Source organism: Caballeronia sp. TF1N1 (genome assembly GCF_022878925.1).
Taxonomy (GTDB): domain Bacteria; phylum Pseudomonadota; class Gammaproteobacteria; order Burkholderiales; family Burkholderiaceae; genus Caballeronia.
Genome location: NZ_CP084626.1, coordinates 647,881 through 659,933, shown reverse-complemented (window position 1 = coordinate 659,933; position 12,053 = coordinate 647,881). Strand labels below are relative to the sequence as shown.

Genomic DNA, 12,053 nt, shown 5'->3' with positions numbered 1-12,053 from the left:
GCCATGCCCTTCAATCGCCGCTCGAAACACATCACGCAGGGCGTCGCACGTTCGCCCAACCGCTCGATGTACTACGCCCTCGGTTACAAGGAGGAAGACTTCGACAAGCCGATGATCGGTATCGCCAACGGTCACTCCACCATCACGCCGTGCAACGCGGGTCTGCAGCGTCTCGCCGATGCCGCCGTCGAATCCATTCGCAAGTCCGACGCGAATCCGCAAATCTTCGGGACGCCGACCATTTCGGACGGCATGTCGATGGGCACCGAAGGCATGAAGTACTCGCTCGTCTCGCGCGAAGTCATCGCCGACTGTATCGAAACGGCCGTGCAGGGACAGTGGATGGACGGCGTGGTCGTGATCGGCGGCTGCGACAAGAATATGCCGGGCGGCATGATCGGCCTCGCGCGCATGAACGTGCCGGGCATCTATGTGTACGGCGGCACCATTCGGCCGGGCAACTGGAAGGGCAAGGACCTGACCATCGTGTCGTCGTTCGAGGCGGTCGGCGAGTTCACGGCCGGGCGCATGTCGGAGGAAGATTTCAAGGGTGTCGAGAAGAACGCGTGTCCGTCCACCGGTTCGTGCGGCGGCATGTACACGGCCAACACCATGAGCTCCTCGTTCGAGGCGCTCGGCATGTCGCTGCTCTATTCCTCGACGATGGCGAACCCGGATCAGGAGAAGGTCGATTCCGCCGGCGAATCGGCGCGCGTGCTCGTGGAGGCCGTGAAGAAAGATCTGAAGCCGCGCGACATCATCAACAAGAAGTCGATTGAAAACGCCGTGGCGCTCATCATGGCGACGGGCGGTTCCACCAATGCCGTACTGCACTATCTGGCTATCGCGCATGCGGCGGAAGTCGAATGGAGCATCGACGACTTCGAGCGCATGCGCAAAAAAGTGCCGGTGATCTGCGACCTGAAGCCGTCGGGCCAATATGTCGCAACCGACTTGCACAAGGCGGGCGGCATTCCGCAGGTGATGAAGATCCTGCTCGATGCGGGCATGCTGCACGGCGACTGCATCACGATCACGGGCCGCACGCTCGCCGAGGAACTGAAGGACGTGCCGAGCAAGCCGCGCGCGGATCAGAAGGTGATTTTTCCGATCGAGCAGGCGTTGTACAAGGAAGGCCACCTTGCGATCCTGCGCGGCAATCTCGCGGAAGACGGCGCGGTGGCGAAGATCACGGGCTTGAAGAACCCGGTCATCACGGGCCCGGCGCGCGTGTTCGAAGACGAGCAAAGCGCGATGGACGCGATTCTCGCCGACAAGATCAAACCCGGCGATGTCGTCGTGCTGCGCTATCTCGGCCCGCAAGGCGGCCCCGGCATGCCGGAAATGCTCGCGCCGACGTCGGCGATCATCGGCAAGGGGTTGGGCGAAACCGTCGGCCTCATCACCGACGGGCGGTTTTCTGGTGGCACGTGGGGCATGGTCGTGGGCCACGTCGCGCCGGAAGCGTTCGCGGGCGGGACCATCGGGCTCGTGCAGGAAGGCGATTCGATCACCATCGACGCGCACAAGCTGCTGCTGCAATTGAACGTGGATGACGCGGAGATCGCGCGCCGCCGCGCGCTGTGGACGAAGCCGGCGCCGCGTTATACGCGCGGCGTGCTGGCAAAGTATGCGGCGTTGGCGTTGCCGGCCAATCGCGGGGCGGTAACGGGCTGAAGTGGGTCCAGCCAGGAAAGGCGAGCGCCCGGCGTTAAAAAGCCGCTACGAATGTTCTTCGTAGCGGCTTTTTTCGTTCGGAGCCGTTGGCAGGTCCCGCTCACTCTTCCCGCTGCCGCCGCAACTCCTCTTCCACCGCCGCTCCGACCCACTCGCGCAAGCGTCCATCCAGCGCCACCGCCACTTCGCGCGTGATGTCCTCGACGAGCGTCTGCGTATGTTCGCGCAGCACTTCCTCGCAGCGCGCCGCGATCAGCGCGCGGGCATCGGTGTCCAGATACTGCGTGACGCGCGCGCGCAGGCGTTCGGCGACCAGCGCGGCATCGTATTCGAATGCCGCTTCCGCCGATGCCGCGCGCGCATATTCCGGCTTGCCGGGCACGACGACATCGGTGAGAACGGGGATGGACGTATCGAAGGATTCAGGTGTTTTGGTCATGGTGTCTCCGTCCGTCGCGTGATGAGCCTGTGTTGTGCGCCAATCGTAATGCCCCGCGACGGCGCGCTATGTTCGCTCAACCGCCTTGCTTGTGCGTTTCGATGGCGTAACCGCGATCCCGATAGAACCGGAAGCGCTCGCGCCCGGACGCGAGTTCGTCGTCCTCGTTGCCGACGATCTCCACGAGCCGCTCGAAGCGCGCGAATTGCGCGGACACCGGCGCGCCGAGATTGACGAGCACCTGATGATGCGGCGCGTCATCCAGATTCGACGTGAGCACGACCGGCGTCTCGGCCGCAAGCGGGCTTTTCGCCATGCAGTGCGGCACGAATTCGAGCGGCGCAAAGGTCCACAACTGCTCGTCGAATTCGGCGAGACGGCGCGGCTCGGCAAGGACGACGAGCGCGCGCCCGCTCGCATACGCCTTGCGCGCGAGGCGGCAGGCGTAGGCGAGCGAATCGCCCACGTTGGTATGAAAGTCGATGCGCGTCACGGCCTTACGCTCACTGGCCCGCGCGATCGATCAGGAACTGCGAGAGCAGCGGCACGGGACGGCCCGTGGCGCCCTTCGCCGCGCCGCTCTTCCACGCGGTCCCGGCGATATCCAGATGCGCCCACGGATAGCTCTGCGCGAAACGCGACAGGAAGCATGCCGCCGTGATGCTGCCGCCCGGACGCCCGCCGATATTCGCGACATCCGCGAAATTCGACTTGAGCTGATCCTGATACTCGTCGTCGAGCGGCAGACGCCACGCCGGATCGACGGCTTCGCGCGAGGCATCGAGCAATTCGCCGGCGAGCGCGTCGTCCTTCGAGAACAGGCCCGTGTTGTGATGGCCGAGCGCGATGACGCAAGCGCCGGTAAGTGTCGCGATGTCGACGACGGCGGCGGGCTTGAAGCGCTCCGCGTAGGTCAGCGCGTCGCACAGAATGAGACGGCCTTCGGCGTCGGTGTTGAGCACTTCGATGGTCGTGCCGTTCATCGCGGTGACGATATCGCCCGGCTTGAGCGCGTTGCCCGCGGGCATATTCTCGCAAGTCGGGATGACACCGACGACGTTCAGCTTGAGCCCCATCTCGGCGACCGCGCGCAGCGTGCCGAATACCGAGCCCGCGCCGCACATGTCGTACTTCATCTCGTCCATGGAATCGCCGGGCTTGATGGAAATGCCGCCCGTATCGAACGTGATGCCCTTGCCGACCAGCACGACCGGCGCGTTCTTGCCCTTCGCCTTGCCAGACTCGGTCCCGCCTGCGCCCTGATAATGGATGACGATGAATTGCGGCGGTTCCACCGAACCCTTCGCCACCGACAGGAACGAGCCCATGTTGAGCGCTTCGATCTGCTTCTGGCCGAGCACTTCGACTTTCAGCTTCCAGTCGCGGCCGAGCTTCTTCGCGGTCTGGCCGAGATAAGTCGGCGTGCAGACATTCGGTGGCAGGTTGCCGAGATCGCGCGTGAGGTCCATGCCGTTGGCGATCGCCACGCCTTGCCTGGCTGCGGCCTTCGCGGCTTTTTCATCGGCGGGATCGACACTGAAGACGATCTTCTTGAGCGAGCGCGCGCTGTTGTCGGGCTTGCTCTTCATCTGCGTGAACTTGTAGGTCAGTTCGCGCAATGCGAGGATGGCGGCGCGCACCCCCCAGTCGCCGCTGCGTTCCTGAATGGGCAACTGCGCAAGCGTAAAAGTAGCCTGGACGATCTTGGCGCCGAGGATCACGCGCCACGCGGCACGTACTGCCTCGCCATATGCTTTCTGATTGAAGGCGTCCTGCTTGCCGAGTCCGACGAGCAAGATGCGCGATGCGCCAATGCCGGTGACTTCGGGAATGAGGAGCGTGGTGCCTGCGCGGCCGTTCATGTCGCCGGCCTTCACGACGCGCGAAACGAGCCCTTTGGTGGCGACATCCATGTCGCGTGCGGCGCCTGTCAACGTCTGTGCTTCGAAGATGCCGAGCACGATTACATCTGACTTCCCGGTGAGGAAACCATTTGCCTCGCCTTTGCTCCAATCACAGGCTTTTATGCTAAAGTCCATCGCGCTTATCCTCGGATAAAATCTGGGCTGAAGGATGAAAGCCGCAATTATCCGCTATTTTTTCCGCGGCGGTCACAGGCAAAGCCCGACTGACTCGGGGAACGATTGCATTGCTACTGCATCTACTTCTTGTTGTTGCAGGGCATGTTCGTTACGCCGCATCGCCGCCGGCCTTCAGCTAAATTCAGCTAAATTCAATGATCTTCGAACGCTCCCTGCAGCGCGAACTCGCGTATACGGCCGGCGCCGTATTCATGGTGCTGCTCACGATCATGCTCACGACGATGATGATCCGTATCGTCGGCTTCGCGGCATCGGGCCAGGTCGACCCGCGCGATGTCGTCGTGCTGATCGGGCTCACCGTGATCGGCTATCTCGCGGTCATGCTGATCGTGACGCTGTTCGTTTCCATCCTCTTCGTGCTGACGCGTTGGTATCGCGACTCGGAGATGGTCGTGTGGCTTGCCTCGGGCGTGAGCCAGACGCAGCTCATCAAGCCCATCGCGGTGTTTTCCACGCCGATCATCATCCTTATCGTCTTCTTCGCGTTCGTCGGCTGGCCGTGGTCGAATCAGCAGAGCAAACTCATCAAGGCGCGCTTCCAGCAACGCGATGAAGTATCGCTGCTCGCGCCGGGCCAGTTCCGCGAATCGCCTTCGAGTCATCGCGTGTTCTTCATCGAGAAGATGTCGCCCGATCAGTCGCAAGTGGAGAACGTGTTCGTCACGAGCACCGAAGGCGGCAAGGTCAACGTCATCGTCTCGAAGAACGGACACACGGAGACGCGCCCCGACGGCGACCGCTTCATCGTGCTGGAAAACGGACGTCGTTACGATGGCGAGCCTGGCCAGCCGAATTTCCGCATCACGGAGTTCGAGCGCTACGGTGTGAAGATAATGAGTCATCAGGTCGTCAACACGCCGACCACCACCGGCATCTCCACGCCCGACCTGCTTGCCAATCCGAGCAAGGACAACCTCGCGGAATTCGCGTGGCGCCTGGGTCTGCCGCTCATCGCCATCAACCTGATGCTGCTCGCCATTCCGCTGTCTTATCAGAACCCGCGCCGCAGCCGGACCATCAATCTCGTGATGGCCGTGCTCATCTATCTGACCTATTCGAATTTGCTGAACGTGGTCCAGTCATGGATCGAGCAGGGAAAGATGTCGTTCGGCGTGGGACTCGTGGGCCTGCATTTGCTGGTGGCGGCACTCGTGGCGTTCATCTTCTGGCTGCGCGTGCGCAACCGGCCACTTTTCACGCTCTCGACGTTCACGCGTTCGAAGGGAGCCTGACGCAATGCGCATCTACGAACGATACTTCGCGCGCCAGATCTATCTGGCGTTCATCTTCATTCTGTTCGCTTTCTCGGGCCTGTTCTTTTTCTTCGACCTGATCAACGAACTGAACACCGTGGGGCATGGCAACTACAAGTTCACGCTCGCGATATTGCGCGTGGCCTTGCAGACGCCTTCGCGCTTCTACGAAATCATTCCGGTTGCTGCGCTCATCTCGGCCATTTATGTCTTCGCGCAGATGGCGGCGGCGTCCGAATTCACCATCTTCCGCGTGTCGGGACTCTCGACGGGCACGGCATTGCGTTCGCTCTTGAAGATCGGGATTCCGCTCGTGCTGGTGACGTATATCATCGGCGAAGTGGTTGGGCCTTATGCGGATCAGTTGTCGGAGCGCGTGCGTCTGGAGGCGCTGGGGTCGTCGGTCTCGTCGAATTTCCAGTCGGGCGTGTGGGTGAAGGACACGCTGACCGCGAAGGAGAACGGCGAGCAAGTCACGCGCTTCGTCAACGTGGGCACGTTGAACCCGGATACGACGATCGCCAACGTGCGTATCTATGAATTCGATTCGAAGTTCCGTCTCACCAATGTGCGTATAGCGCAGAGTGGCGTCTTCGAGCCGCCGGGCCACTGGAAGCTGACGGGCGTAACGGACACTCAACTGGTCGATGCGCCGCTCGCGGCCATCAATCCCAACGATGCGCTCAACCCTATCTACAACGCGAAGCAGACCACGCTGCCGGAGTACTCGCTGCGTTCCGAGCTTACGCCGCAGATTCTGTCGGTGCTGCTGGTGTCGCCGGATCGCATGTCGATGTTCAACCTGTTTCGCTATATCCAGCACTTGACGGAAAATCATCAGGACACGCAGCGTTACGAGATTGCGTTTTGGCGCAAGATTCTTTATCCGTTCGCGGTGTTCGTCATGCTGGTGCTGTCGCTGCCGTTCGCATATTTGCACACGCGTGCTGGCGTGGTCGGCGTGAAGGTGTTCGGCGGCATCATGATCGGGATGAGTTTTCAGCTATTCAATACGCTCTTCTCGCACATCGGGACCTTGAATACGTGGCCGGCTCCGATTACTGCGGCCGCGCCTGCCCTCGCCTATCTCGCGATTGGCTTGCTGGGGCTCAAGTGGGTCGAGCGGCACTGAGTTTCTTCGGGAGAAGATGATGGGCAAGCACGGCATCGTACTGTTCGGACACGGCGCACGCGATCCACGCTGGGCGGAGCCGTTCGAACGGCTTGCGTCGCGCCTGCGTGCCGGGCGCGACGAGCCGGTTGCGCTTGCGTTTCTGGAGTTGATGACGCCGGATCTGCCTTCGGCGGTGACGCAGTTGGCTGAAGAAGGTTGCGATGCCGTTACCGTGGTGCCCGTGTTCTTCGGGCAAGGCGGTCATGTGAGGCGTGACTTGCCGGCGGTAATCGAGACGTGTCGCGCGGCGCATCCCTCTGTCGCGATTCATTGCGCGACGGCGGTCGGCGAGGATGATGCGGTGCTGGATGCGGTCGCGGAGTATTGTTTGCGGCAGGTTTGAGGGCCGGTCAGACTCAAGGCTCACGTATCGTTGGCTTGCCGAGAAGTTGAAGCGCTGCATATCGCTTTCGTCTTTTACTCAATGCCTAGCATTACTGACGATGCTACGATCTCTACGATTTCAGGAATGCTGGCCAGCCAACTCCACCACTCAGGGCAACGGTCAACGTCAGCTTCACGAGACTGCTGCCTGCAACTCTGGCTTTCAGCGAAACATCGAGATAACCCGCATCAACTCCTTGCATGGCGCGTTACGTTTATAACTCTTTCGTTCGTGTATTTATTTATGCACTGCCGTTCTGGCTGGGAAGCTTCGAGCTGACCGTTCACCAGGCGTTCAAAGAGAAAGATCCAGAGGCGTTTTTGGCGCCCGGGCTTATGCTAAGCGCGATCGCCCTGCTCACCTCACTGTGCCTTGCACGCAAGGAGCCAGCAGTTACGGCAGGAGCCGCCGAAAAGTTTCGATATCGGTGCGACGTTACGCTCGTGGCCATGGCGGCTGCCTTGGCTCTCATCGGCATGCCTTTGTGGCATCAGATACTCGGTGCGTCGCTTTCCGGAATTTATAAAGGTTGGCTGGGACTCACTCTGTTTGGCTGGAGCTCGACCAAATCGATTTCAGTAGTGTATTATTTTTTTGCAGTATCGCTGTCCGAGCTCAAACGCCTGACGACATGATAAATATTCTGACTGCGCTTCAAGGGAATTACGGCACGCTCGTCATTGCAGCTATCGCGTTCGCTGTAGTGCAGACGCTTGCCTACTTTTATCGCGAACACGTCGCCAAGTTGAGTGAAGAACAGGCAGTTGCGGAACCGGTGTCGGCCGAGGAGCTTCGGCGTCAAGTCGAGCAACTGGTTCGACAGCAAGAAGATCGGTTGAATGGACTTCACAAGGAACTTCGAAGGGAATTGCTTGCGGAATTGCAGTTAGATTTATCGAAGGCGGCACGCCGGCAAGCCGGCGGAAAATCGTTAGCGGCTTCGGTTCTCTCTAACGCCAGATCGAGTTCTGCAAGTTCGTCATCAAGCGTTTATGTCGGCGAGTTGCGGCATAAGCGTGGCCGCGCTGCCTGATAAGCACATCGCAATCGTCCGCTCCAGGCAACGCGATTGGCCCGCAACCAGGCTCGTTCCAGAGTTCAGCCGTCCGCCTCAAGCCGCCGCCTGCATCCCCTTCAAATGCACCTTCGGCTTCGCCACCGCGTCGCGATCCCGAAACGCCTCGCCTATCATCAGCAAACTCGGCTGCGATGCATCGAGCCATTCCTGCGCCTCGCCTAGCGCCATGCGCGCCAGCGTAAGCGTAAGCGTGCGCTCGCGCGGCGTGCTGCACGCCTCGACGATCGCCACCGGCGTCGAACCCGGCCGTCCCGCATCGATCAACTGTTGGGCAATGTCCGGCGCGCTGTCTCGGCCCATGTAGAACACGAGCGAATCCGCCTGCGCCTGCTCGCGGATATCGTCGCTGTCGGCGGCGCGGCTATGCGTCGCCAGCGCGACACTACGCGCCACGCCTCGCAAGGTCAGCGAGCGCTTGAGCGTCGCCGCGCTGGCGAGCGCCGCCGTGATTCCCGGTACCACTTCATAGTCGATACCCGCCGCCTCCAGCGCGCGCATCTCTTCATCCGCGCGGCCGAAAAGCATCGGATCGCCGCCCTTTAGACGCACGACGAGACCGTGTTCCAAAGCGGCATCGACGATCTGCTTGCTGATGAAATGCTGCGCCGTCGAACGCTGCCCACAACGCTTGCCGACCGCGATCTTGCGTGCGTTCGGCGCGTAGTCGAGCATCGCAGGTTCGACGAGCGCGTCGTGCAGCACCACGTCGGCCTGTTCGAGCAAACGCATGCCGCGCACGGTGATGAGATCCGCCGCGCCCGGCCCTGCTCCGATCAGATAGACCTTACCCATTTGCATGCACTCAGGCTGAGATTGCGCGAATCATACCGGCTGCGACCGTGTGATGCGTCGCCTCGTCGATCAAGACGAACGCGCCCGTGCCCTGATGCGTCTCGTACAAGTCCGCGACGAGCGGCTTCTGCAAGGTCAACGCCACGCGGCCGATATCGTTCATGGCGAGCGTATTGCGATCGACCGAATGCGACAGCGTATGCACATCCAGCACTTCCTTCACCGCGCCGATCCGCGCGAACACGGTGTTCGTCGTCTGCTTCAACAAATACTTGCGCTGCTGCGAAAGCGGCTCTTCGTCGAACCAGCACAGATCCGCTTCGAGCTTCTTCGCGGGTTCGACCGTCTGCGCTTCGCTCTCCGCGCGCGGCACGAAGGTATCGCCACGCGAGACATCGACATCCTCGGCGAGACGAATGGTCACCGTCTGGCCGGCAAACGCGCGATCCACCGGCGCAACGCCGCCCGGCACCGGCGCGATGATCTCGGCGACCGTCGCCTGGCGATTCGCCGGCAGCACGGTGATGGCGTCACCAAGACGCACTTCGCCCGCTTCGACGCGGCCCATGTAGCCGCGGAAATCGTCGGCTTGAGAGCCGTCCTGACGCGCGACCCATTGCACCGGGAAACGCAGCGCTTGATCGACGGGCTGCGCGACCGGCAGCGATTCGAGCAAGTCGAGCAGCGGCTCGCCCGCATACCACGGCATGCGTTCGCTCGCGGACACAATGTTGTCGCCCTTCAACGCCGACACCGGCACGAAGCGCACATCCGCGATTCCAAGCTGACGCGCGAGCACGACGTACGCGTCGCGAATTTCGTTGAAGCGCGCTTCGCTGTACTCGACCAGATCCATCTTGTTGATCGCGACAATCACGTGCTGCAAGTCGAGCAACTTGACAATCGCGCTATGGCGCTTGGTCTGCGGCAGGAGTTGAGCGTCGCCGTTGTCGAACGTGACGCGCGTCGCGTCGACGAGAATGATCGCCGCATGCGCCGTCGATGCGCCCGTCACCATGTTGCGCGTGTACTGCTCGTGACCCGGCGTATCCGCGATGATGAACTTGCGCTTCGCGGTCGCGAAATAACGATACGCGACGTCGATGGTAATGCCCTGCTCGCGCTCGGCTTCGAGGCCGTCGGTCAGCAACGACAAGTCGATCTCATCGCCCACGGTGCGCTTGTTCTTGGCGCGCGAGATGGCGGACAACTGGTCCGACAACACGGCCTTGCTGTCGTACAGCAGGCGGCCGATCAGCGTGCTCTTGCCGTCGTCGACACTGCCCGCCGTGATGAAGCGCAACACGCCCAGGTCTTCAGCTTGATAGATGCTCATTTCGTTCGTTCCTTGGGGGCGTGGCTTCAGAAATAACCTTGCTTCTTGCGCTGTTCCATCGCGGCTTCGGAAGCCTGATCGTCCATGCGCGTGGCGCCGCGTTCGGTGATTTCCGTCACGGCCGTTTCGGCGATGATCTTTTCGACGTCGTCGGCATCGCTCGAAACCGGGCACGTGCAGCTGATGTCGCCGACCGTCCGAAAGCGCACTTGCGCCATCTCGGCGGTTTCGCCGTCGCGCACCGGAGTGAGCGGAGTCACGGGCACGAGCAGGCCGTTGCGGCGCACGATCTCGCGCTCATGCGCGTAATAGATGGACGGCAGATCGAGCTTCTCGCGCGCAATGTATTGCCACACGTCGAGTTCGGTCCAGTTGGAGATGGGGAACACGCGCAAGTGTTCGCCCGGATGCAGACGCGCGTTATAGATGCTCCACAGTTCCGGACGCTGCGCCTTCGGATCCCACTGGCCGAATTCGTCGCGGAACGAAAAAATGCGTTCCTTCGCACGCGCCTTCTCTTCGTCGCGGCGCGCGCCGCCGATCAGCGCCGTATAGCCGTATTGCTCGATGGTTTCGAGCAGCGTCACCGCTTGCGCGGCATTGCGCGAATCGGTTTCGCGACGCAGACGCACAGTGCCCTTCTTGATCGAATCCTCGACGTGGCCGACGACCAGTTCCGCGCCGATTTCAGCGGCGCGCCGGTCACGAAACTCGATCACTTCGCCGAAGTTATGGCCAGTGTCGATATGGACGAGCGGAAACGGCAGCACGGTCTTGCGGCCCGCGCCGAGACCGAATGCCTTCAGCGCCAGATGCAGCACGACGACCGAGTCCTTGCCGCCCGAGAACAGAAGCGCGGGCTTGCTGCACTCCGCGACGAGTTCGCGCAGGATGTGGATCGACTCGGCTTCGAGCCAGTCGAGATGGTCCATCCGAGTCGCCTGATTGGTAATCGGGGCGGTGACGGTAGAGTCGAGCGTGGTGCTCATATGCGTCGATCCTTTTATTGGCTGCGTCATGCGTTTGTGGCGCTTTGACGCCGCGTTCAGTGACAGTGTTCGTACCGGGCGCTTCTCTTTGAGCACCTCGATGATTCAGATAGCCGAACTTGGTGCTTCTTCGACGATCTTGATGTTCGTGATGTGCAGGCCGCATTCTTTCGTATCGCGCGATTCCCACCACCAGCGGCCGGCGCGGCTATCTTCGCCGGGGCGCACGGCGCGCGTGCATGGCTCGCAGCCTATGCTCGGATAACCGCGCGCATGCAGCGGATTCACCGGCACGTCGAAGGCCTTCAAGTAGTCCCAGACATCGCTTTCGGTCCAGTCCGCGAGCGGGTTGAACTTGGCGATGCCGCGCGGCGCGTCGTGCTCTTCCTCGTGGAGTTCGGTGCGCGTCACCGACTGCTCGCGGCGCTGCCCCGTCACCCACGCCGACACATCCGACAGCGCGCGATTGAGCGGCTCCACCTTGCGGATATGGCAGCAGCTCTTGCGTAAATCAATGCTCTCGTAGAACGCGTTGAGGCCGTGATCGCGGACGTAGGCATCGACGGCATCTTGGCGCGGATGAAACTGCTCGATGTCGTAGCCATAACGCGCCTTGACCGTGTCCAGCATGCCGAGCGTTTCCTCGTGCAGACGGCCCGTGTTCAGCGAAAAGATGCCGATATTCACCTCGCGCGACAGAATGGCGTGTGTGAGCACCATGTCTTCGGCGGCGAGGCTGCTGGCTAGCTTGACGCGCTCATGGCGCGCTGCGATCGAATCGAGCAGCGCGTCGAGGCGTTCAACCTTGGCTTGCAATTCGGGAGTCAT

13 protein-coding genes are annotated in these 12,053 nt (G+C 61.5%); 6 read left to right on the top strand and 7 right to left on the bottom strand.

Going from position 1 to position 12,053, the window contains the following annotated elements:
- Positions 1-3: 3 nt before the first annotated feature.
- Entirely contained in the window at positions 4-1,677 is a 1,674-nt protein-coding gene (gene ilvD / locus LDZ28_RS03040; protein ID WP_244827257.1) for a dihydroxy-acid dehydratase, read from the top strand.
- Between the two features lie 100 nt (positions 1,678-1,777).
- Here the strand turns inward: ilvD and LDZ28_RS03035 are convergent, their stop codons facing one another.
- The 3 genes from LDZ28_RS03035 to LDZ28_RS03025 form a co-directional block, all read right to left on the bottom strand.
- Positions 1,778-2,116 (bottom strand): DUF2486 family protein, encoded by a 339-nt coding sequence (locus tag LDZ28_RS03035; RefSeq protein WP_244827256.1) that lies wholly within the window; start codon positions 2,114-2,116, stop codon positions 1,778-1,780.
- Between the two features lie 76 nt (positions 2,117-2,192).
- The gene (locus LDZ28_RS03030; RefSeq protein WP_244827255.1) at positions 2,193-2,609 is read right to left on the bottom strand and encodes a DNA polymerase III subunit chi; all 417 of its coding nucleotides are present in this window, start codon (positions 2,607-2,609) and stop codon (positions 2,193-2,195) included.
- A gap of 10 nt (positions 2,610-2,619) precedes the next feature.
- Complete coding sequence (locus LDZ28_RS03025) at positions 2,620-4,155, bottom strand: leucyl aminopeptidase (protein ID WP_244827254.1); 1,536 nt, start codon at positions 4,153-4,155, stop codon at positions 2,620-2,622.
- A gap of 197 nt (positions 4,156-4,352) precedes the next feature.
- Here LDZ28_RS03025 and lptF point away from each other — a divergent pair, with 197 nt between their 5' ends.
- The 5 genes from lptF to LDZ28_RS03000 all read left to right on the top strand — a co-directional run bounded on the left by lptF (position 4,353) and on the right by LDZ28_RS03000 (position 8,063).
- On the top strand, positions 4,353-5,450 hold the full coding sequence (lptF, locus tag LDZ28_RS03020) for an LPS export ABC transporter permease LptF (RefSeq protein WP_244827253.1): 1,098 nt from the start codon (positions 4,353-4,355) through the stop codon (positions 5,448-5,450).
- A 4-nt stretch (positions 5,451-5,454) separates the two neighbouring features.
- Positions 5,455-6,603 (top strand): LPS export ABC transporter permease LptG, encoded by a 1,149-nt coding sequence (gene lptG, locus LDZ28_RS03015; protein WP_244827252.1) that lies wholly within the window; start codon positions 5,455-5,457, stop codon positions 6,601-6,603.
- Positions 6,604-6,622: 19 nt separating this feature from the next.
- A complete protein-coding gene (locus LDZ28_RS03010) occupies positions 6,623-6,988 on the top strand; it encodes a sirohydrochlorin chelatase (protein ID WP_244827974.1) in 366 nt (121 codons plus the stop codon).
- Positions 6,989-7,230: 242 nt separating this feature from the next.
- Positions 7,231-7,665 (top strand): hypothetical protein, encoded by a 435-nt coding sequence (locus LDZ28_RS03005; protein ID WP_244827251.1) that lies wholly within the window; start codon positions 7,231-7,233, stop codon positions 7,663-7,665.
- Positions 7,662-8,063: a hypothetical protein gene (locus LDZ28_RS03000; protein ID WP_244827250.1), complete on the top strand. Its 402-nt coding sequence runs from the start codon at positions 7,662-7,664 to the stop codon at positions 8,061-8,063. Before LDZ28_RS03005 ends, LDZ28_RS03000 begins: the two co-directional genes overlap by 4 nt.
- A 78-nt stretch (positions 8,064-8,141) precedes the next feature.
- On the opposite strand, the gene cobA is transcribed toward LDZ28_RS03000, so the two are convergent.
- The 4 genes from cobA to LDZ28_RS02980 all read right to left on the bottom strand — a co-directional run bounded on the left by cobA (position 8,142) and on the right by LDZ28_RS02980 (position 12,053).
- Positions 8,142-8,900, bottom strand: coding sequence for a uroporphyrinogen-III C-methyltransferase (gene cobA, locus LDZ28_RS02995; protein WP_244827973.1), 759 nt, complete (start codon positions 8,898-8,900; stop codon positions 8,142-8,144).
- Positions 8,901-8,910: 10 nt separating this feature from the next.
- Entirely contained in the window at positions 8,911-10,236 is a 1,326-nt protein-coding gene (locus tag LDZ28_RS02990) for a sulfate adenylyltransferase subunit 1 (RefSeq protein ID WP_244827249.1), read from the bottom strand.
- A 26-nt stretch (positions 10,237-10,262) separates the two neighbouring features.
- Positions 10,263-11,225 (bottom strand): sulfate adenylyltransferase subunit CysD, encoded by a 963-nt coding sequence (cysD, locus tag LDZ28_RS02985; protein WP_244827248.1) that lies wholly within the window; start codon positions 11,223-11,225, stop codon positions 10,263-10,265.
- Between the two features lie 105 nt (positions 11,226-11,330).
- On the bottom strand, positions 11,331-12,053 hold the full coding sequence (locus LDZ28_RS02980; RefSeq protein WP_244827247.1) for a phosphoadenylyl-sulfate reductase: 723 nt from the start codon (positions 12,051-12,053) through the stop codon (positions 11,331-11,333).